This is a genomic window from Paraflavitalea pollutisoli, assembly GCF_029360705.1.
GTDB lineage: Bacteria > Bacteroidota > Bacteroidia > Chitinophagales > Chitinophagaceae > Paraflavitalea > Paraflavitalea pollutisoli.
On record NZ_JARKMX010000008.1, the window covers coordinates 4,090,499 to 4,112,817 of the forward strand.

Sequence of the window (22,319 nt, forward strand, 5' to 3'; positions counted from 1 at the left end):
TTTGTGCACGACACGATAATTCACCCTGCCCAACACCAGCCAATGCAGGCAAAAACACCCATTGTTCAGGTATTCGTATCTTGCACCCATCATGATCATTAAAACAGCGAAATACCTGATCAGCAGCCCGGACTATACTTTATGTCCCAAAGCAGATCGTCCGGAATACGCCTTCATCGGTCGCAGTAATGTGGGCAAATCTTCCCTCATCAATATGCTGAGCGATAACCAGAAACTGGCCAAGACCTCCGGATCACCTGGCAAAACGCAGCTCATCAACCATTTCGAAATGGAGAGCCTGCCCGATAAATATGTACAAGGCAAAACGCCGGCATCGCCCTGGTACCTCGTCGACTTACCAGGATACGGCTTTGCCAAAGTATCACAAACGCAACGTAAGCAGTGGGAAACCATGATCGAAAACTACCTGCGCAAGCGGGAGAACCTTGTGAATATTTTCGTGCTGATCGATAGCCGGCACGAACCACAAAAGGTAGACCTGGACTTTGTGAACCAGCTGGGTGAATGGGAGCTACCCTTCTGCCTCGTATTTACCAAGGCGGATAAAGAAACGCAGAAAGAAGTCAGTAAGAACGTCAAGTCATTCCTCGATGCCATGCGCAAGACCTGGCAGTTCCTGCCACAAAGTTTTGTAACGAGCGCCGTTAAGAAAATGGGAAGAGACAAAATGCTGCAATTCATCGAAAATTGCAACCAGGAAATCGCAGCGGCAGAGAAAGAGAACAACGAACAGCGATAATCCCCGGCATACTGAACAGTAGTGCATTAATCCGACTTCAATAAGGTGACGAAGCCCTGAGTTGTGAATGGATCACAACTGTACAATAAAAAACCCTCGTTGATATCAGCGAGGGTTTTTAGTTCACTACCTTATTGGCACAGCTGCTGCTGGCAAAGGCTTCCGGTTTGGCTTTGAAGGCAAAGCCCATCCCCAGTATATAGCCCATCGCCTCTTTCAGTGCATCATTACTTTTAAAGTGCGGATTGGTGTTGATGTCCGCGTGCACTTCCATATCCACATCATAGATGGTGAACAGGTTGCAGAGCTCGTAAGCGATCTCTATGCTTTTGGCCACTTCTACCAGCATACGCTCCTTGATAGAATACTGCTGCCGGGTCTTCTCGTTGTGGATGAACATGAAACCGCCATGTCCTTCACGCAGGAAAACAATTACCGTAGCAAATTCAGTTTCGGGACCTTTTACCTGGGAGTCTGTGCCTATGCATACCTTGAGATGGTAGCCTTTGTCGCTTTCGCGTTTGATGGCTGCTTCTACAGCATCAAAAATGGGTAGATCGATCGGATCACCATTAAACTTTCTCCATATCATATTGAAATGGGTTTTCCGAATTTACCGAAAAAATGATACGCTACCAAAAAGATAGGGTGTTAATAGCATGTTACCATTATGACTGCAAAGTCCGTCACAGCTGCATTGCTGCTGAGATCAGCATTCGACACGAAGTAGCGCAATGCAAAAAAATAGGTGGGCCATACTGCCAGGGCAGCACGACCCACCACGCGCAGGGTAGGGATCTGAGTCTATTCGAAAATAGTGACGATGCATCTCCAGGCTATGCCAGGCCAATCATACGATTGGCACTGTACAGGCAGGCCTGTTATGGGTTAAGGGGTTAGTAAACAATAAGATCACGGGAATAAATGAACACCTTGGAGCGTACAGTTTCTTCATATAGCTTGTTTATTGGCATGCTTCAAGGGGTACGATCAACAAAGAACAATAGGTAGGGGTCGGTTATTAAAACGACATTAAAACGGGGATATTTTGCGGCAGTAGAAATATTTGTTGGATGAGCAAAGGCATGCTCCACATCGCACGCTGATCTGAACAGGATGACGAAGCCTCCACCCATCGGCATAGCCGGGCAGGCAATCTAAGTTCACTGGTTATAAAGTTGAAATCACCGATACAACCCAAACGCCATCGTAGCCAGGCTTCAGTGAAAGGCTTGCCGTTAATATTGTCCGGTGCTCAGCAATACCAGTGTACAGGCTTCCATCGGTACAATGCCCTTTTCTTCAGCCATGGCGGCCAGTTCCTCATTCTCCGCGCCGGGATTGAAGATGATGCGTTTCGGGTGCAACGAAAGAATATAATCGTAGTACTGCTTCTGGTGGGCAGGGTTGAGGTACAGCGTCACGGTGTCTACCCCTTCTTCAGCCGCTTGTTCCGTACCGATCTGCACGTCGGCGGCCTGGCCTGCTTTACGGCCGATCGCTACTACCGGGTGTTGGTAGGCCCTTAGCTTGTTGATCGCAAGAAAGCTATAGCGCGCAGGATTGTCGGAAGCACCCAATACGACGGTCTTTTTAGTAGCCATGGTAGAGCATTTAATAGTATAACGAATATCGCCCTATTTGGTTGTTAAAACAGGTGATAGCGTTTGCGGGGTGTGCGGGCGACGATATTGCCGATCGCCTCCCGGGCGGTGCTATACCGGAACCGGAAACCCTCCCGCAACAACCGTCCAGGCGCTACCCACCGGCTTTTAAGGATCAGTTCCGTTTCTGTCCCGATCATGGCGGCGCCCAGTTCCAGCATCCAGGTAAAGGCAGGTAAACCAAAACGGTGGCCAGTAGCTGCCCGTAGCATATCCATAAATGTTTTATTGGTGACGGCATTAGGCGCCACACAATTGTATATCCCATTCGCCGTCCCGTGCTCGTAGCACCATTCAACGATGCGGCAAAGATCCTCTTCATGGATCCAGCTGTACATTTGCCGCCCATCGCCCTGATGACCACCCAACCCTGCTTTCAGCAGGTTGAAGTAAGGTACCATGACACCACCTGCCCCCAGGGTGATCGCAGTACGCAACGCCACCTTCCGGGTGTCGGGGGTATTTTCATCCAGGAAAGCTTGCTCCCACTGCCGGCAGATACCCACAGAGAAATCTTTTGCCAGCGCCTGGTATTGCTCCGATCGTTTACCATGCAATAATGCTGCCTTCAACCGCTTGCCGGCAAACCGTACCCTGTCGAGCAACGACCAGGGCATGTTGTCATTTTTGAGGTCACTGATCACCCCATGCTCTTCGTCCTGAGGCCGGTCGGTAGCATGGTGATAGATGGTGGCGGAAGCCGCATTGATCCAGAGGGCGGGCGCTTGTTTTACCTGCCGGATGGCTTCGCCGATCGTACGGGTAGCGTCGATACGGCTATCGAGTACCTCTTTTTTATTGCGGTCATTGTACCGGCAGTTGACCGATTTACCGGCCAGGTTGATCACGATGTCGGCGCCTTCAATATCATGGAGCCAATGACGCTCCACATGCTTGCCGTCCCAGCGCCAGTAAGTGATATTGTAGCCATCAGCTGCTTTGAGCAGCGCACTACCGTAAGTATTGTTGTGGCCGGTCACCGATTGGCGGGTCAGGATCACCACATGGTTGTTCTTTCCGAAATAACGCGCCATTGCCTGACCGATAAAACCGGTTCCGCCGGCAATGACTATTTTCTTGTTTTCCATATTTTCAGGAATTTGTGAAAGATACATACTAAAAGAAAGCCGGTTATCCGGCCAGTTTGTTTTTTATTCTGCACTTGTTTCTTTTCGCTCTCGCATCAATTGCTCTGTTTCAGCGATACATGTCCCCAGGTATAGAAATGCCAGCCCGGTACTCCCCATCAATAAACCCATGAGCGCCAGCAGCACCATGTCCGTCATCAGCAGGGGCACTACGATCGCCGTCAGGATGGCTAACGATACAAGGTAGATCCTTCGCGCCCGGTATTTGACAGCAGGGCGGTAGTTAACCGCATGAACCCATACATTGATCAGCTGCCAACTCCCAACAACGATATACGCACCGATACATTCTGTCGACAGCATTTTAAAACTGCAACAGACCACCACGCCGCCCAGGATAAGGATGCCCTGCACCAGGCAATCTATCAGCTTGAATAAATACATACTACTTAAAGAACTTCATCAGGCTGCCCACAAACCAGCTCTCTTCCGCCTTTACCAATACATCGAGCATCCTGTCGGCTTGACCGCCGAAACGTTTAATGTTCTGCATCGTATCGATGAACTGCTTGGTCTCTTTGTCTTTCTTATCCCCTTCGATCGCCGACAGCTGGTCCATCAGCTTCAGCATGGGGTCCAGCTCACGGCGTTTCCGCTCTTTGATGATGGTGGTAGCCACTTTCCAGATATCCTTCTCCGCCACGAAAAACTCCTTACGCTCTCCCGGAATACTTCTGCGCTCCACCAGCGCCCAATCGATCAGGTCGCGAATGTTCATGTTCACATTACCCCGGCTTACGCTCAACAGCTCCATAATATCGTCCTGGCTCAGCGGGTCAGGACTAACCAGCAATAGCGCATGGATCTGCGCCATCGTCCGGTTGATGCCCCAATGGGTGCCGAAATTGCCCCAGGATTCGATAAACTTCTGTTTGGCTTCACTCAACTTCATAACATTCGTTTCAGGTATAAAGGTAGAAACGATTTCTGTATTTTCAAGACTTTTTGAAAGTTAATCTTGCAAACGATAGCTTATGGGCTGGAGCATAAAACTTTTGATGGCCTTTCCGTCCTTTTCGGCCGGTATCCAGGCTGGTGTTAGTTTAATAATACGCAGCGATTCATCGTCCAGCGAAATATCCACCGATTTCTGGATCCAGGGCTCTGTTACCTGGCCATTTTCGTCCAGCACAAAACGCAGGTAGACATTCCCCTGAATATTGTTTTTGATCGCCACCGCCGGATAGCGCAGGGTTTTGTTCAGAAAAACGCCCCAGCTGCCGGGCACGTCATCAAAACGGGCAGCCACCGCGGTAGGGTCTTTTTGCCTGGGTAGGTTACGCTCAGCCCGATAGTCTTTGGAATCCACGAGCAGGCCATTGGCATAACGATTCTTCCGATCGACCTTGAAGGAGTCGTTATAATAATACCAGTCACCTTCCCTGAGTCCATTGATATAATTACCCATCGAGTCGGCATGGCCCCGATTGTCGTACCAAACAAAAGGGCCATTAGGTACACCTTGGTCATTGTTTGTTTCAATTCTGATCAGGGGACCATAAGCTTTGTAAAAACAGGTCTGCGTGGTCTGCTTGTCGAGCTTGCGCTTGCGTACCTGAAACTGCGCGAGCTTTTCATCGGAAATAGGCTGCCATTGACCATCAAACAACTCGATTCCCCGCCCGTGCAATTGGGCGATAGCGGATCGGTTGGAAAATGTACAGGCAATAACAAGTAAAAGAGAGACGATTAAAAGGCGGTTCATGACAGGGGTTTGATGCCCCAAATTCGCAAAAATCAGGAAATACAGAAATTATTAATTCTTTACCTAACCACTCCCGTTGCTATTACCCTACAGCGGTGGACAGTCAGCCCCCTTGTAGCGTTTTTCACCGGTGTTCCTGAACGCGCGGATCACGAGGGCAATATACCCGCCCCCACTCTGCATTTTGTTCTTGGCAAACACCGTCCCCCAATTGTGTATACCCAGCAACAAAGGGCCGGCTTTGAATGCACCACCTACCCGCAGCTGATTTTCGGTGTTGTACATGATCGGCAGGTAAACGCCCCACCGGCGTGTTTCCCACCGTGGCGTCACCGTCAGCAGGTTGGTTTCCCGTACATACAGGCGCTGATCACCTGCCAGTGAAGACAGATTGAGCGAAAGATCGGCATTGACATAAAAGGCATGGAATAAATAGCGGTCTACATTGATCACGAGTCGCGTTGGATTGATCACATTAAAATTACCCCGCAGCGTGCTCATCGAACGAACGATGGTAGCCAGGCTGTCATTGAACCCTTCCACCCCATCGATATTCGTAAACTTCTCATCCAGCTGGGCGTCACGGATATCATCTTTTATACCAGCCACCGATCGGCTGTTATTACTATGCTTGTACTGATTGAATCCGATATCGAGAATGGAGATACCCACCTTCCAGTCATAATCGTAATACCTGTCTTCCTGGTCATTGAAGTCGGGCACCAGGTAAGGTCGCAGCAGGTATTCAACACCAATGTCCAGGGAAGCGCCACCCTGGGAGTTCCGCAAAAAATCGTTGAGATTCTGGCTGGAGCTTTTTTCACTTTTCCACCCATCGAAATTGGAGGAATAGCCATACCGTGCGGACACATCCTTCAGCACGTATACGTCTTTTCCATTCTCGACGGTACGTTCTACCTCCCCACTCAGCAAGCGGGCATGCGCACCAGCCAACCCACGTGATACTTTAAGCGTACCACCCACATTGAGCCGCGACTTGTCATCATCGAAGATCGTTTGCGCATAGGTACCGAAAATCTCCACCCAGTTACTACTGGTGGCATCCGCGGTATATTTGGTGTTGCCGCCATTCATCATCAGAAAGGAGGTAGCAGACGATATCGTATCGGCAAAATTGTAAGGGCTGGTCTTCGCGCTGGTATAACTACGAAAGTTGATGCCAGCGGCAAAAGCTGCCCGGCGGCTGAGGGCCACCCGGGTATTCAGCAGGTTTACATTGGTGTTGGCATGCGCATAGCGGCTATAGTTACCCCAATTGAACTGGTATTCCGAATTGGCCGGCGACGATAACAGCGAATAATTATGCACGGTCACCGCATTGGTATTGGGCTTGCCCTGCACCCCGAATACCGTGATATCCCAGGCAAAAGGCGTGTTGACAATGGCAGCAGGGTTATTGCCTACGCCCAGGCTTCCTCCATAAGAAGAGCCATTGATGGCATGGTAGTTCTGAGCAATAACCACTGAATGGGCTACCAGTAGCCCCAACAAAAAAGGTAAGGTCTTCATTAACTCGAATTCGATTAGCTACTAAAAAGGTTTACCGTGTGTTTGTCCGATGAGCCAGGCGACAAACCGCGGAAAAGGTTTAAGGGTGGTTATCAAAAAATTGGATAATGAAGCATTGCCGAAAAATCGTTGTATCAGGCGACCCGCCTGCAGCCGACGTCCAAATTGCCGTTCCCATTGCTGCGTATACTGCAGCTCCATTTCGTAACGGGTAATTTGGCCATTCATGAACTGCCTGATCTCTTCAAATGCCAGTTTACTACCATGTAAAGCCATACTCATGCCATTTCCGCAAAGCGGCGTGATCATGCCGGCCGCATCGCCTATCAACAGCACATGATTTTCAACCTGGTTTTTTCTGTTAAAGGATATTCTTGATACCGTAAGTGGTTCTTTGTATAAGAAAGTGGACTGCGTGAAGATCTTTTGTAGGAATGGATTCTTTTGAAGTATTTGTTGTTCCATTGCCTGGATATCGTTGTGGCACTTTCGCAAATTGCGCGCCGTGGTCAGATAACACAGACAATAATGGTTGTTTTCAATCCGGGATATACCGCAATATCCGTCAATAAAATTATGCAGCGCTATTAAATCTTCCGGAAAATTGGTTTCAATATGGTACTTGACACCCACATAGTGATTCAACTTGTTGGGCTTCACCTGGGTGAAGGGTCGCTTCCATTTAGCATCCAGATTACTCCTTTTACCAAAAGCGCCCGCCACCACCGCAGCTTCCGTTTCGCCCTTTGAGCTGAACACCACAAAACCGTTGTTCCGGTACACCACATTCGTGACTTTGGTGTTCTCCATCAGTTCTACCCCTTCTTTTCGGGCAATACCCGCCAGCAAATGATCGAGGGTATAGCGACTGATGCCAAAGCCTCCCAGGGGTAGGTTGGCCTCCAGGTGCTTGCCGTTGGGTGCACTCACCACGAGGCGATTGATCACCGGCAGTTGCATATCGCTGAGCGGCACCCCCATTTCCTCCAGGAAATTCCAGCTTTCGAGGCTTACGTACTCACCACACACTTTGTGAAAAGGATATTGTTCCCGCTCAAAAACGATGGTTCGGTAGCCAGCCCTCACACATTGTATCGACAATGCCAGCCCCGCCAGGCCGCCACCAATGATGACAATATCGTATTTTGGATGCAGACTCAACCCGTGCTATTGATGATATGTTATTATTTCCGCATGACCTGCCGGTTATCATAGGCTGTTCACTACAACCAGCCACCTGAAAGCCCACTTCCATTCGACGGAAAAGGTAGTAATTCCTGCGCTATTCAGGAGTTCATGCCAATCTTTTTTAACAAATCCTCTCGCTACAGATAAAGGTGCATCATTTTTCACCAGGTAACTGTTGGAAAAGAGTCGTGTCAGCAGCCGTATCGAATGCCAGGCAATGGTATGCCGATGTAGATCATTGATAAAAAATCCCAACTTCGCATGCGCCTTCATCCACTGAAGCTGGGGGATTAATTCCCGTTCGTGGAAATGATGACAAAACAGGGAAGAAAAAATAATATCCGGCGGTTGGGTAAAGTGTACATCCCGGTAATCCGAAACAATCCAGTTACAAGGTAAATTACGCTCCGCCTGCGCCACCCGTATGCAATCGGGGTTGATATCGATTCCAATAAAGGACACCGCTATCCCTTGCTTTTTACACCAACGATGTATAGCTGCGAGGTTGTCTCCCCCACCACAACCGATCTCACAAACGGTAAGTTGTTGCCGGTCCCCCACCAACCGCCGAAGCCCTGCCAGCGTGATCCGATGACCACCCAGCCAGGTATTGATGACATTCAACTCCTGCATATTCCGTCGGATATCCTCAAAGGGGATATCGTCCCTGTCCAGCAATTCGGTTTGATATGAACGTGCACGAATATTCAAAAGGTAAAAAGGTTGTCGATCGGTTACACAACAAGCGGGCTCACTGTATACGCCCAATGAAAGTTTCCATGGTAAGCCCCGGACCGAAGGCAGCCCCCAGGATGGTAGCGCCTGATTTTGTCGTCAGCGCACGATCCAGCATGCGCTTCAGTACAAACAAGATCGTCGGCGACGACATATTGCCATACCCGCGCAAAACCGCTGCCGCATCCTCCAACCCATCTGCCGGCAATTGCAAACACTGCGCAATCGCTTCCAGGATCTTTTTGCCCCCGGGATGGATACACCAATGCGTTACATCCTCTCTGGTAAGCTGGCATTGCTGTAAGGCGCGATCTGCCAGCTCGCCAAAATCGGCACCAATCAGGTCCGGAATATAGCTGCTCAGTGTCATCTGAAATCCGGTTGACGACAACTCCCAGCTCATGTCCTTTTTACCACCTGGTATCACTTCGGCATAAAAGCCTGTCAGCTCCATACCCTGCTGAGCGGCCTCCGAATGTACGACCAGGGCTGCTGCACTGCCATCGGCAAACAACAAGCTCGACGCGATATTATCGACGGTAGCCGCCCGTTGAAAATGCAGCGTACATAATTCGGTGGATACGATCAGCACTTTTGCCTGCCGGTCGGCTTTACAAATAACATCGGCAATCTTCAGGGCATGCAGCGCTGCATAACAACCCATGAAATTGATGGAACTTCGCCAGCTATTGCGCGGCAGCCCCAGCATGTCTACCAACTGCAGATCCAGTCCCGGGGCGCTCATGCCCGTACAACTCACGGTAATCAAATGGGTGATCTCAGCAGCCGGCATCTTGCCTTCGAGGCAATCCCGCACCGCCTCCACCGACAGCGGAGCCGCATATCGCTGGTACCAGGCCATGCGTTGCTCGAGTGCAGGAAATGGTTCGAGGTTTTCCGTGGCGGGATAGAATTCCCAGCCCCCTGCCGTACGACTGTAATCTGGTATCACGGAATAACGTGTATCGATATCGCTTTGCCGGTACAGGAACCTGATCTTTCGCTTGCCTGCTTCCGTCAGGGCATACACATCCTGCATGAAATTCATGATGTCCTGCTGACGGTGTTGGTGAGCAGGTACTGCCTTGCCAATAGCGATAATTTTACTCAATCTTATTTCCAGATTAACAGGATGAGGAAAGCTATATTGGTACAAACTGATGCCAATAGATTCATGCGCATGGTATGGGTAAAATCGGCTACGTTTTCATGCTTCCATACTTTCGCAGACCAGCTAAAGAAATATACGAGAATTGGAAGCATACAAGTTGCCAGCACGAAGAATTTAGTCCCTTCCTGCCGGCTGAAGAACAGGTAGCTCAATACGCCCATGGCCAATGTGTAAATGATTGCCGTAAAGATGAAGGTACCGCGAATACCGAGCCTGGCACTAATGGTACGCACCCCATCCCGCCAATCGGCCTCGTGCTGGTAAATTTGTGTCAGCGGATAAAAACCACCGATCAGCAGACTTGCTGCCACCATGCCAGCCACCGGCACGGCCACCGTTTTATCGACACTGCAACCGTGGTAAACCATAAAAAAAGTAACCGCTCCCTGAAAAAGCACCACTGTCAAATAGCCAATAACCGGGTATTGCTTGAGCCGGATACCGCGGAAGCTATAGGCCCTTGAAGCGAGGATATAAGCCACTATACTGGCCGCAAAGACCATACTGATCAGCAGACTGAGCAATACCGCGAGCAGGTCCATGACCACACTCACCTGGAATAACTGACGGGTAGGCTGCAGCGGCTGCCGAACGCCTCCAATACTTCCTTCGTCGCGATCCATATACGAGTTGTAGCCATTGCTGGAAGGATATACCAGGCCATGCAGGATGACAAAGATCAACAGGGCATGCCCTGCCGCCACCTCCGGCACCTGACCGAGCGCAAACAGGTATACCGGCAGCAGAAAAAAGGAGAAATGAAAGCGAAGTAGTTGTATGGTAGATCGTTGCAACAAGCTATACGGATGGATGATCTTTAAATATACCGATTACCGCGCGATCCTGTTCTCCCCACTTTCCATCCGCCATTTAACGGAAAGTCCCCGAAGTAGGGCATAAAAACCGCCGGAATAGCAACCCTTATCTGGTCTTTACTGGTCGGCAAATTGTAAGATAAGCCGTAGATAACCCGTATATAAGCTGTAGATAAGCCGTAGATAAGCTGTCCTTATATAGAGACGGCTTATCTACAGGTTATTGCTGAGTTATTATCGGGTTATTATCAGCTTATCTGGATAGCTGGCGACGTTTCTGGACTCCCGGGCAGTGTTATGGCCGGCTTGCGGATGCGCTAGCGGCAACGTTTCCAATTGCAACAGCATGATTTTCAAATTTCTATTAAAGAGATGGACCCAATACCTCTGGAGTGGGGCTTCGCTCCCTGGCCCCCAGGTATCTCTGTTGCGCCACTGTAAACCAGCAACTTTACCCTAACTTTGCGGTCCCATGTCCAAACATTCACACGATAGTATAGTACCCTTTGAGGGCTCGGAGCAAAGTAAGAAGGATCAGGTGGCCAGTATGTTCGACCAGATCGCATTCCGTTACGATTTTATGAACAGGTTCCTGTCGGGCGGTATCGATGTCTATTGGCGCAAAAGAGCTATCAAAGAGCTCGTGGAGATAAAACCCCGACAGGTACTGGATGTGGCTACGGGAACGGCGGATCTGGCTATCACGACCTATAAATATCTTCAGCCCGACCGAATAATTGGCATAGATATTTCAGAAGGAATGCTCCAGTTGGGACGACAGAAGATTGAAAAGCTATTGTTAAATGATCATATAGCTTTGCAGAAAGGAGATAGTGAGGCAATAAATTTCCCAGATAACTCGTTTGATGCGATTACGGCAAGTTTCGGCGTTCGCAATTTCCAAAATCTGGAAAAAGGTCTCGGCGAAATGTACCGGGTGATGAAGCCCGGCGGTAAACTGGTGATCCTCGAGTTTTCGAAGCCCCGTAAGATCTGGTTCAAAGGTGTGTACAACCTCTATATGAAGGTAGTAGCCCCCCAGGCCGGACGTTGGCTGACCAAGAACAAAGACGCGTATTCATATTTAAATAAATCAGTTAAAGCATTTCCTGAAGGCGAAACATTTCTACACATTTTACAACAAGTTGGATTTTCGGACACCTCACTAAAAAGGCTGAGTTTAGGAATATGTACTATTTATTGCGGCAGAAAACGCGTCAGTTGATAAGATTGGGTTATCTCGTTGGTTTAATGGCAGCCTGCTTACAAAGTAGCGCACAGGAATTCGAGTTAAACCTCCCCAACCATGATGACAAGAAATACTTTCTTGGCATCGCACTTATTTACAACTCTTCCCGGTTCAATATTTCACACCACCCTTCCTTTCTAGGGCAGGATAGCATCCAAACCATAGAAGCCGGAGCGGCCGGTGGTTTCGGACTGGCCGGTATGCATACCTACCGGCTGTCGAAAAGATTTGAAGTACGGGCGATCTTCCCGCAACTGTTGTTCTCTTACAAAAATCTCATATACGACCTCCCTACACCCGATCCTACGAAAGAAGAGCAGAAGCAAATGACCAAAAGGGTTGAATCGATCCTGGTGGGTTTGCCGGTGCACCTCAAGTTCAGGTCCGACCGGATCGGTAATTTCCGGGTGTACATGTTTGGGGGCGCTAAATTTGAATATGACCTCGCTTCCAACTCCACTGCGCGCAAAGCGGAAGGCCTGGTCAAACTGTCGAAATACGATTTTGGTGTAGAAGCAGGCATTGGTTTCAGCTTTTATTTCCCCGTATTTATACTTTCACCGGAGATCAAATTCAGTAACGGTCTCATGAATACGCATTCGAGGGATGCCAACCTGAAATTCTCGAGCACCATCGACAAACTGAATTCCCGGATGGTACTTTTCTCGTTAATTTTTGAAGGATAAACAAATTCCGTTCAGTACGCGTTATAGCTCTCAGCAATGAATTCATTGCTGCTTGACCAAGTGTTGCCGATACAGGTAGCATGGGTTTACTGTCTGTACCGATATCATGGGACAGTTGAATAAAACATGAGTGGGGATGTCACCAGACAATGCTGATTGCCACCAAACCAGCACCAATTGCCCTATTATGATGAAAAAGACCTTTGTCGTAGCCGTACTGCTCACGGCCATCATTGCCTGTCAACAAGCCGACCGCATTGCCCGCCGGTTTCTCAACCCCGACCGATTACCATCTCAGTTTTTTACCGTAGACATTACAAAAGCCACTATCCTGGTGACTGCTAAACGCGCTGTGATCAAATTGCCGAAGGGAGCCACGACCCAGCAATTTACACTAACATTAACGGCTGTATCAAACAGGCACTGGAAAAACAACTGGCACAGTTAACGTTATCAGACCTCACCATGAGCGTAAAAGACACGAAATATGGAATTGCTTTGCGGGAAACTGTCAGGAAGATCAATAAATACGATCAATTCAAACCACGCAACTGCGATTGCGATTGTTTGCTGAAAGGGCCTCCTAGAACAGCGATTCCTGCAGCCGCCCACTAGAAGGGCATTTGATTATCAAAGGCTACCGTCTGCATTATTAGACCGGTATTAAAATAAGCACATATTATTAACAAAGCATTGCTATGAACAAATTGTTATATATCTTTATATCATCATAGGATAAGGTTTAATGGTTAATGTATTTTGATTAGTGCACCTCCCGGTAAGACGGGAGGTTTTTTTATGCTCAACCACGCCCGCATCGGGTCAAATCTTTTGACGCCGTATCCTATTCGCTCCGGAAACTGTAACCAGCACTGCTCTACCTGCCGATAAACAACAATCCCCAGGTAAGCACCCGGGGATCGCATGAAATTATAATTGGACATTCAATTCTAATAATCATATTCCCTTCTGAACATGTTCACCCGAACACCCAGTGAAAACAGCGACGTATTGCGGTCTGGTGTTACGGTGGAAGTAAGGCGCCTGATCAGTATGGAGCCATCAATAAAAAGGTTTTCTTTGACCTCGTACGACGCCAGTAGCTGCGCATTGATGCCTGTTGAGCGGGGGCCATTCGGCAGTGTATAACCGTAATCATATTTACGGGTCGTGTTGAGCATAAAAATGTTGGTGCCTACATTACTGTCTGCGGTATCTGTACCCTGCTTCCAGAAAATAAGACGGGCAGAGGTTGTGAGCCTGGGCAACGGCTGGTATCGGACGATACCGATGGCCTCAATAAAATTGGCCCCCAGCGGATGGGCCAGCGGTTGATTGTAGTGGGTATAATTGGCCACCGAGTCGAAGTGTGAATAAGAGAAGGGACGCACCATATTGATCTCTCCCTGCAGGTCGAGGTTCTTAGCGCCAAAGGCATCGATGTATTTACCGCCCACCTGCAACCCGAATTTATTGGCCCACCATCCGTTGCCACCAGTCACCTCACTCAACTTAAACTCGTCGAGCATCAACTGGCCGTAGAATTGGAAGCGTTTTGCGACATTGGCCTTCAGGTCGAGGCCAATGATGGCATTGTCGCCACTACCAGCCTGCTGCTCGGAAGCACGCAGGAATATGATCGGGTTGAGGTATAGAAAATCAAAATGATTTTTCCTGCCGAACGTGACGGCTTCAAAGATGCCTACATTCAACCAGCGGGTCACCTGCATACTAAGGTGGTGCATGGCGGTATACTTACGGTCGAGAATCTTATCGCCCGCACTGATGTATACCGTTTGTGGTACCAACTCCATGAACAGGTTCATGTAATCCAGTTTCCAGATGCGTGTATTGATCTTCAGAAAAAGATAGCTATTGCCAAAATCGCTCAGGAACAAACTACGGTATCCATTGCCGATAAAGTTTTTGTCATAACCGAACTGAAATTCGAGGTATTTGGCGGCGGTGAAATTGATCGATCCCCGGGCATCGATGTAGTCATTGCCGGTACCTTTATATCGCTTGTAGAATCCGACGCCGGGCACCGCATCATAGTCAAGTACCCGCTGTTGTACAAACAGCGGTCCCCGCTCCTGGTTGTCTGTAAAGTAGCCGGAAAAGCCCAGTTTTTTGGCAATCATTCCCCGAAAAGTAACGCCCTTTGTGTTCACAAAAGGCCTGTCGCCACCATCGCTTTCTGCACCAATCTGTCCCTGAAAAACCGGATTTACGGCCAGGAAGAAATCTTTTGTATCGACCTGGATCAGGTTGGCAGGGGTTTCATAAAATGTGTTCCACAATGGATGCTTACTGGCAAAACCAGTGGTATCTGTAGCCCATTCTGAATTGTTGAGCAGCAGACCACGGAGATTATACTGATCTATGGGAGACAGCAGGTTGGTGCCCGACCGCTGGATGGAGTCGGCATACTCGGCGGCGGATACCGCAAGCCGGCGACTCAAGGGTTTGAGTGTCGACACATTCAGGCCTGTGTTGTTTTGCAGTTTTATTTCCAGCCTGTCGAGAAAAGGCTGGTGCTTGTTTCCCTGGGGCAGATAGGTAGACTGAGCCATTGAAAAAGCGGGAAACAGTAAAACGGAGAGCCGGAGAATGGATTTTGCGATAAATTGCATGTTCGATTGTTTATTAAAGGTGCGTTGCGGGGGCCGTATGGTTCGTGACACTCACGGCGCTATCAATTAGATAAAAACATACTATTCAGCGTTCAAGATATGCAAAATTACCTGATTAAGAATATTACCGTAGTCAACGAAGGCCAGTCGTCAGTCAATGATGTGTTGATCAAAGATGGCCGTATTGAAAAGATCGGCGCATCAATACAACCCACCGGCGCAGTTACCGAAATCAACGGAGAAGGAAAACATTTATTACCTGGCGCCATAGATGACCAGGTACATTTCCGCGAGCCCGGTCTTACCCACAAAGCAAACATCTATACGGAATCAAAAGCGGCCGTTGCTGGTGGGGTTACATCTTTTATGGAAATGCCCAATACCATGCCTCCGGTATTTACCCAGGAATTGCTGGAGGACAAGTACAACATTGGTGCCAACACCTCGCTGGCCAACTACTCCTTCTTCATGGGTACCAGCAATGACAATATCGATGAGATCCTGAAGACCAACGACAAAAAGAACGATGTCTGTGGCGTGAAGGTATTCATGGGTTCTTCGACCGGCGGATTGCTCGTCGACAACTATCTTACCCTCGACAAGATCTTTGGTGGCAGTGAAGTGCTCATTGCTACGCATTGCGAAGATGAGAAGATCATCAAGGCTAATTTTGAGCGCATCAAAAAAGAGAAGAGTGTATTGGAAGCATCAGACCACCCCCTGATCCGCGACGAAAACGGTTGTTTCGAATCTTCGTTCACAGCTATACAGTTTGCCAAAAAGCACAATAGCCGCCTGCACATTCTGCACATCAGTACCGAGAAGGAACTGCAGCTGTTCACCAATATGATACCGCTGGCCGATAAACGCATTACGGCCGAGGTATGTGTACACCACCTGCACTTCACGAGCAATGAGTATGCTACGCTGGGCAACCGCATCAAATGCAACCCGGCCATCAAGGCGCCGCATAACCGCGAAGCCCTGTGGGCTGCCCTGCTCGACGACCGGCTCGATGTCATTGCTACCGACCATGCGCCGCATACCCTGGCCGAAAAAGGCTATGTCCGTGCAGCAGACGGATCGCTGCAACTGGCTGAAGGTGGCAGCTACGAACATTCGCATGCCGGTCTTCCCCTGGTACAGCACTCGCTGCCGATGATGTTGCATTATGTACAACAGGGCGCCATCTCCATCGAAAAAGTAGTGGAAAAGATGAGCCATGCCGTGGCTACCTGCTTCCAGATCGCTGACAGGGGCTTTATACGGGAAGGCTACCGCGCCGACCTCGTGATGGTCGACCTGCACCAATCAACGACCGTAAAAGCTGACAATATTCTGTATAAATGTGGCTGGAGCCCTCTCGAAGGCTTCACCTTCCCCGCAACAATTACAAATACTTTTGTAAACGGGCATATGGTTTATGGAAATGGGGTATGGGATGAATCTCAAAAAGGCGAACGATTACGATTTGCCCGATAAACCCTAATTTGGTTTGCTATGGAACTCGACAACACGACCTACAACGACTTGTCCATTTTTCAGCATGAGGAAGAATTCTCCATCTTTCACCGGTTGAATTTTACCCGTACGGTGGAAGGGCGTGAATGGCTGTTGAAGTTTTTCAAAAATCCCTTTAGCGAGCTACGTCAGATACAGGAAACGCAGCATATTATCCGCACCATCCACAGCAACCTGGAGCAATGGCCCATGACGATTACCAATGGTACGGTGATGGTCATCGAGCGCTTTTATGACAGCAATATTGATGCGATGCCGGGGGCCAATATGCTGAATGCCCTCACCTATAAGATGTTTCACGCAGCCGACTTTTCGCTGGTACGCTATTCCCTCTCTCATTTTGCGGACTTTGCCCGGGGCATGCACCAGTTGATCGAGTTGTTTGACGACAGCAATACACCGGTATTGATCCGGTCTTACCTGCATCGTGCCAAAGACTTGCTGAATAAAAAAGAACTGGTAGAATTGCGGCAGCTGGCACCTGGCGCCAAGTTGAACCTGACCCAAACCATTTACTTCGGTGCCTATGTGCGGGATCATTTCAAATCGGCAGTATTTGAGCTGATCAATATCTATGGTCGTTTCGACGCCTGGTATTCCATGGCTATTGCCATGCAGCAATTTGGGCTCAGCTTTCCTGAATTCGTGGTACAGGAGCAACCCCTGATCGATGCCCAACAACTATACCATATTCTGCTACCTGTACCCGTAGCCTACGACGTTCAGATGAGTAAGGAAAGCAATTTCGTATTCCTTACAGGAGCCAATATGGCAGGTAAGAGTACCTTCATCAAAGCAGTTGGCTCCTCCGTGTTCCTGGCGCACCTGGGTATGGGCGTACCTGCCAAGTCCATGCGACTTACCATCTTCGATGGTTTGCTCAGCAATATCAATGTGGTCGACAACATCGTGAAAGGCGAAAGCTATTTCTTCAATGAAGTGCAACGGATCCGCAATACCATCGTCAAGATCAATGATGGCCGCAAATGGTTGGTATTGATCGACGAGCTCTTCAAAGGCACCAATGTACAGGATGCGATGAAGTGTTCGTATACGGTGATCCAGGGGTTGATCAAAATCAAGTCGGCGCTCTTTATCCTCTCCACCCACCTGTATGAGATCGGGGAAGACCTTCGCAAGTATCCCAATATATCTTTCCGTTATTTTGAAACGACCGTCAACGGTGATCAACTCCACTTCAGCTACCAGTTGAAAGAAGGCGTCAGCAATGACCGGCTGGGCTACCTGATCTTAAAGCGGGAAAAGGTGGTGGAACTACTGGAAAGGCTTTAGCACCTTCCCGGTTTGCGGTCCAGAGAAGAAGCTGGTACGATAACCCTATCAGCCAGCGCCATCTCTTCCGCCGCCGTTCTTCATTATCGCCATCCTGCCTTGTCGTTTTGCCCTATCTTCATTGGCAAATCTCCGGTATGAAGCGAATCTCTTGGCTTTTTCTATTTGTTGTCGTGCTTAATAATGTCCGTGCGCAGCAACCTGGCGCGCCGATCGATGTGTTGCAATATAGGTTTGCCCTGACTTTGAGTGACCAGTACAACAGCATCAGCGGAAAAGCCACCATCGATGTGCAGGGATTGAAAAACGTTTCCTCCATCAGTTTTGACCTCACTGCCAAACGCGCCGATGGCAAAGGTATGACCGTACAACAGGTGAAAGCAGGTGGCCAGGCGGTAACTTTCCGCCAGTCGGAAGCATTGGTTCACATAGACTCGCCCCTCAAGACCGGCGAAAAGATCACTTACGAGATCAGCTACGAAGGAATTCCCACAGATGGTCTTATCATCGACAAGAATAAATACCAGAGCCGTGGATTCTTTGCCGACAACTGGCCCAACCGGGCACACAACTGGCTGCCTTGCATCGATCATCCAGCAGATAAAGCCCCGGTCGATTTCCTCGTCACCGCCCCTGTCCACTACCAGGTGGTCGCTAATGGTATCCAGGTGGAAGAAACCATTTTGCCCAATAACCTCAAGCTGACCCATTACCGGGAAACGACTCCCCTGCCCATGAAGATCATGGTGATCGGCGTGGCCGATTTTGCCGTACAGTATGCCGGCGATGTTCAATGCATTCCTGTATACAGTTGGGTTTATCCGGAAGACAAAGAAAAGGGGTTCTACGACTACGCACAGGCTACTGAAATATTACCTTATTTTATTAAAAACGTGGGGCCTTACGGCTATAAGAAGCTGGCCAATGTTCAATCCAAGACCATGTTTGGTGGCCTCGAGAATGCAGGCGCTATCTTTTATTCAGAGAACTCTGTGACCGGCACCCGAAAATCTGAATCGTTGTTGACGCACGAGATCGCCCACCAATGGTTTGGTGATATGGCCACCGAGACCGAATGGGCACATATCTGGCTGAGTGAAGGTTTTGCGACCTATATGACGATCCTATACTTCGAACATAAATACGGGAAAGACACTGCTGATCATATGCTGCGTGAGGACCGCATGCAAACGGTCAGTTATTTCAAACGCAGTCAGCAACCCGTTGTAGATACCAGTGCCAAAGATTATATGACACTCCTTAATCCCAACTCGTACCAGAAAGGTGGCTGGGTATTGCACATGCTTCGCCAGGAACTGGGTGACTCGATATTCTGGAAAGGCATCCGCGCCTACTACGCGCGCTTTGCGGGGAAGAATGCTTCTACCGATGATCTGCGGCAGAGTATGGAAACTGTATCGGGCAAAGACCTGCGTACGTTTTTCCAGCAATGGCTTTTTTCGCCCGGTCAGCCGTCATTGGATATTACCTACCGGTACCAACAGGACCGTAAATCAATCGCGCTTACTGTAAAGCAACAACAGGCCAACCTGTTTGCCTTTCCGCTCGAGCTGTCTTTTTACGGAGCCAACCATCGGTTATTATTCAACAAGACCATCCGGGTCACGAAAAAAGAAGAGACCTTTTCGATACCGGCTACAGGGCCTGTGGAACAGGTAGTAGCCGACCCGGCTGTTCGGCTGCTGTACGAAGGAACAGTGAAAGCTGCCCAATAAGGCCTCCACAACAAGCCGTTGTATTATATATTTTATTTATCTTTCTGCTCCAACCAGTAAGATAAATAGCCAGTATCCATGCTTGTAAAAACATTTGGAAGCGCCGTTTATGGCGTAGAGGCCACCACGATTACGGTTGAAGTGAATGAAATGAGTGGGGCTGATTATCATATTGTAGGTCTGCCCGATAGCGCCGTTAAAGAAAGTCTTCAACGGGTAGAAAGTGCGCTTAAAAGCAATAACTATTTTATGCCCCGCCGTAAGCTGGTGGTCAATCTGGCGCCGGCGGACATACGCAAATCCGGATCGGCCTTCGATCTACCCATCGCCATCGGTACGCTGGCTGCCTCCGAACAGCTGACAGCCCCGGAAAAGATCAGGGACTATGTAATCATGGGAGAGCTCAGCCTGGACGGGACCGTGCAATCCATTCGCGGCGCCCTGCCGATCGCTATCACCACCAGGCGGGAAAAATTCAAAGGGCTCATTTTACCCAAGCAAAATGCGCGTGAAGCGGCCATCGTCAACAACCTGCCTGTTTACGGTGTGGAACACCTGCAGGAAGTTGTACAGTTTTTCGAGGATACTACTTCTCTCCAACCCGTATCGGTCAATACACGGGATGAGTTCTTTAACGCCAACGAGGCCTTCGAATCCGACTTTGCAGATGTCAAAGGGCAGGAAAATACGAAGCGTGCGATGGAGATTGCCGCGGCTGGTGGTCACAATGCGATCCTGATCGGTCCACCGGGTGCCGGCAAAACGATGCTGGCTAAACGACTGCCAACCATTCTGCCACCATTGTCATTGGCTGAGGCATTGGAAACAACCAAGATCCATTCGGTGGCTGGCAGGCTTCCCGAGCATTCGATGTTGATTGCCCGGCGTCCTTTTCGTTCGCCGCACCATACGGTTAGTGATGTAGCCCTGGTAGGGGGAGGCAGTGTACCCCAGCCCGGCGAAATATCGTTGGCGCATAATGGTGTATTGTTCCTGGATGAGCTGCCAGAGTTCAAACGGTCGGTGCTGGAAGTAATGCGCCAGCCTATTGAAGAACGACGAGTCAGTATTTCAAGGGCCCGGATGGTGGTCGATTTTCCGGCCAGTTTTATCCTGATTGCTGCGATGAATCCATGCATCTGCGGATTTTACAACCATCCTACCCGCGAATGCACCTGCCCGCCTGGCCATATACAGAAATACTTGAGTAAGATATCGGGGCCGCTGCTGGATCGTATCGATCTGCACGTGGAGGTAACTCCGGTAGGATTTTCGGATTTAGAGGCACAACATAGTGGTGAACCTTCTTCCTTAATACGGGATCGTGTTATACGTGCCAGGGAGTGGCAAACTGAACGATTCAAGGACCATCCGGGTATATATTGCAACGCACAAATGGGTACAAGTCTGCTACGGCAAATATGTACATTGAACACAATTGGTCAACAGTTATTGAGGACAGCCATGGAGAAGCTCGATCTTTCCGCCCGCGCTTATGATCGTATCTTAAAGGTAAGCAGAACGATTGCCGATTTATCTGCCTGCGAAGCCATTGGCCCGGAGCATGTTGCGGAGGCAATCCAGTACAGAAGCCTGGACCGGGATGGATGGGGTAAATAAAAAGGCCTGCACAAGGCAGGCCCGAACTTTAAACTATAAAGTGATATTAGTTAAGACTTCTAAAGGAGGTTGCCCACTTTTTGGGGGTAGTTGCTTCTCCGGCTTTTACTTCGGCTGAATCAACAAACTTGGCAAAGATCATTTTAAAGGTCTGTGCAGCAGTCTTTCGCACGATGCGCATATCCAGCCAGAAGTTGGCATTACGAATATAAAACGCATCGAACTGATAACGATGAAACACATCTTCAAAGTTCTTGGTAGGGCCACGAAAACCTTTCACCTGCGCTAATCCAGTAATGCCGGGTTTCAGTGTATTTCGGAACTTATAGTTGTGTACGACAGATGAAAAGGCATTACAATCTGAATGCATATGAGGGCGTGGGCCAACGATACTCATTTGGCCCATCAGCACATTGAAGAACTGGGGAAATTCATCCAGGTTGGATTTACGCAGGAAGTTACCGATGCGGGTAATACGGCGGTCGTTTTCGGTGGCTTGCTTTACATTGGCCTGATCATTCACTACCATTGTCCTGAATTTCAAGCACTTAAAGCTCCTACCCCAACGACCAACGCGACGTTGTATAAAAAATACGGGTCCGGTAGAATCCAGCTTTATCAGGAGAGCTATCAGAGGAACCAGCCAACTTAGAAGGAATATAATTACCAGGGAGGAAAGTAAAATGTCAAATACGCGCTTGAAAAAGAAGTAGTTGCGCTTCTCGGTAAGATAGGTTCTTAAGGCGTTCGTCTCAACAGATACTCCAGTCTTTTTTTCAAAGGACTGGACTTTGGAGAAGGTCGTTATCATCATGCGTTAATAGTGCTTTTCCATCCCAAACGGGAAGGCCATTCAATAATAATT

The 22,319-nt window shown here is 49.0% G+C and carries 21 protein-coding genes; 8 read left to right on the top strand and 13 right to left on the bottom strand.

Annotated elements, in window-relative coordinates; genetic code table 11:
• Positions 1-91: 91 nt before the first annotated feature.
• Positions 92-760, top strand: a complete 669-nt coding sequence (gene yihA / locus P2W70_RS29815) for a ribosome biogenesis GTP-binding protein YihA/YsxC (RefSeq protein WP_276485235.1) — start codon at positions 92-94, stop codon at positions 758-760.
• Positions 761-878: 118 nt separating this feature from the next.
• Here the strand turns inward: yihA and P2W70_RS29820 are convergent, their stop codons facing one another.
• From P2W70_RS29820 to P2W70_RS29870, 11 genes are all read right to left on the bottom strand, one after another.
• Positions 879-1,352, bottom strand: coding sequence for a ribonuclease H-like YkuK family protein (locus tag P2W70_RS29820; RefSeq protein ID WP_276485236.1), 474 nt, complete (start codon positions 1,350-1,352; stop codon positions 879-881).
• A gap of 646 nt (positions 1,353-1,998) precedes the next feature.
• A complete protein-coding gene (locus P2W70_RS29825; RefSeq protein ID WP_276485237.1) occupies positions 1,999-2,364 on the bottom strand; it encodes a CoA-binding protein in 366 nt (121 codons plus the stop codon).
• A gap of 44 nt (positions 2,365-2,408) precedes the next feature.
• The gene (locus P2W70_RS29830; RefSeq protein ID WP_276485238.1) at positions 2,409-3,512 is read right to left on the bottom strand and encodes an epimerase; all 1,104 of its coding nucleotides are present in this window, start codon (positions 3,510-3,512) and stop codon (positions 2,409-2,411) included.
• 63 nt (positions 3,513-3,575) lie between these two features.
• Positions 3,576-3,956 carry a hypothetical protein gene (locus tag P2W70_RS29835; RefSeq protein WP_276485239.1) on the bottom strand — a complete coding sequence of 127 codons (381 nt, stop codon included), beginning with the start codon at positions 3,954-3,956 and terminating at the stop codon, positions 3,576-3,578.
• A 1-nt stretch (position 3,957) separates the two neighbouring features.
• A complete protein-coding gene (locus P2W70_RS29840; RefSeq protein ID WP_276485240.1) occupies positions 3,958-4,464 on the bottom strand; it encodes a GbsR/MarR family transcriptional regulator in 507 nt (168 codons plus the stop codon).
• A gap of 60 nt (positions 4,465-4,524) precedes the next feature.
• Entirely contained in the window at positions 4,525-5,277 is a 753-nt protein-coding gene (locus tag P2W70_RS29845) for an energy transducer TonB (protein ID WP_276485241.1), read from the bottom strand.
• Positions 5,278-5,364: 87 nt separating this feature from the next.
• A complete protein-coding gene (locus P2W70_RS29850) occupies positions 5,365-6,807 on the bottom strand; it encodes a DUF5723 family protein (RefSeq protein WP_276485242.1) in 1,443 nt (480 codons plus the stop codon).
• A 21-nt stretch (positions 6,808-6,828) separates the two neighbouring features.
• Positions 6,829-7,968 carry an NAD(P)/FAD-dependent oxidoreductase gene (locus P2W70_RS29855; RefSeq protein ID WP_276485243.1) on the bottom strand — a complete coding sequence of 380 codons (1,140 nt, stop codon included), beginning with the start codon at positions 7,966-7,968 and terminating at the stop codon, positions 6,829-6,831.
• A 48-nt stretch (positions 7,969-8,016) separates the two neighbouring features.
• Complete coding sequence (locus P2W70_RS29860; RefSeq protein ID WP_276485244.1) at positions 8,017-8,706, bottom strand: methyltransferase domain-containing protein; 690 nt, start codon at positions 8,704-8,706, stop codon at positions 8,017-8,019.
• 40 nt (positions 8,707-8,746) lie between these two features.
• Entirely contained in the window at positions 8,747-9,841 is a 1,095-nt protein-coding gene (locus P2W70_RS29865; RefSeq protein ID WP_276485245.1) for a type III polyketide synthase, read from the bottom strand.
• Positions 9,842-9,843: 2 nt separating this feature from the next.
• Entirely contained in the window at positions 9,844-10,698 is an 855-nt protein-coding gene (locus tag P2W70_RS29870; RefSeq protein WP_276485246.1) for a UbiA family prenyltransferase, read from the bottom strand.
• A gap of 490 nt (positions 10,699-11,188) precedes the next feature.
• Between P2W70_RS29870 and ubiE the strand changes: the two genes are divergently transcribed.
• The 3 genes from ubiE (at position 11,189) to P2W70_RS29885 (ending at position 13,099) form a co-directional block, all read left to right on the top strand.
• Complete coding sequence (gene ubiE, locus P2W70_RS29875; protein ID WP_276485247.1) at positions 11,189-11,941, top strand: bifunctional demethylmenaquinone methyltransferase/2-methoxy-6-polyprenyl-1,4-benzoquinol methylase UbiE; 753 nt, start codon at positions 11,189-11,191, stop codon at positions 11,939-11,941.
• Complete coding sequence (gene porT / locus P2W70_RS29880; RefSeq protein WP_276485248.1) at positions 11,905-12,651, top strand: type IX secretion/gliding motility protein PorT/SprT; 747 nt, start codon at positions 11,905-11,907, stop codon at positions 12,649-12,651. Before ubiE ends, porT begins: the two co-directional genes overlap by 37 nt.
• Before the next feature lie 187 nt (positions 12,652-12,838).
• Positions 12,839-13,099: a hypothetical protein gene (locus tag P2W70_RS29885; RefSeq protein ID WP_276485249.1), complete on the top strand. Its 261-nt coding sequence runs from the start codon at positions 12,839-12,841 to the stop codon at positions 13,097-13,099.
• A 502-nt stretch (positions 13,100-13,601) separates the two neighbouring features.
• Here P2W70_RS29885 and P2W70_RS29890 read toward each other — a convergent pair.
• On the bottom strand, positions 13,602-15,284 hold the full coding sequence (locus P2W70_RS29890) for a hypothetical protein (protein WP_276485250.1): 1,683 nt from the start codon (positions 15,282-15,284) through the stop codon (positions 13,602-13,604).
• 99 nt (positions 15,285-15,383) lie between these two features.
• Between P2W70_RS29890 and P2W70_RS29895 the strand changes: the two genes are divergently transcribed.
• The 4 genes from P2W70_RS29895 (at position 15,384) to P2W70_RS29910 (ending at position 21,454) form a co-directional block, all read left to right on the top strand.
• Positions 15,384-16,766, top strand: a complete 1,383-nt coding sequence (locus P2W70_RS29895) for a dihydroorotase (RefSeq protein WP_276485251.1) — start codon at positions 15,384-15,386, stop codon at positions 16,764-16,766.
• Positions 16,767-16,784: 18 nt separating this feature from the next.
• Positions 16,785-18,098: a MutS-related protein gene (locus tag P2W70_RS29900; RefSeq protein WP_276485252.1), complete on the top strand. Its 1,314-nt coding sequence runs from the start codon at positions 16,785-16,787 to the stop codon at positions 18,096-18,098.
• A gap of 137 nt (positions 18,099-18,235) precedes the next feature.
• Entirely contained in the window at positions 18,236-19,834 is a 1,599-nt protein-coding gene (locus P2W70_RS29905; RefSeq protein WP_276485253.1) for a M1 family metallopeptidase, read from the top strand.
• A gap of 78 nt (positions 19,835-19,912) precedes the next feature.
• Positions 19,913-21,454 (top strand): YifB family Mg chelatase-like AAA ATPase, encoded by a 1,542-nt coding sequence (locus P2W70_RS29910; RefSeq protein WP_276485254.1) that lies wholly within the window; start codon positions 19,913-19,915, stop codon positions 21,452-21,454.
• A gap of 46 nt (positions 21,455-21,500) precedes the next feature.
• On the opposite strand, the gene P2W70_RS29915 is transcribed toward P2W70_RS29910, so the two are convergent.
• Positions 21,501-22,268, bottom strand: coding sequence for a sugar transferase (locus P2W70_RS29915; protein WP_338119863.1), 768 nt, complete (start codon positions 22,266-22,268; stop codon positions 21,501-21,503).
• Positions 22,269-22,319 lie beyond the last annotated feature (51 nt).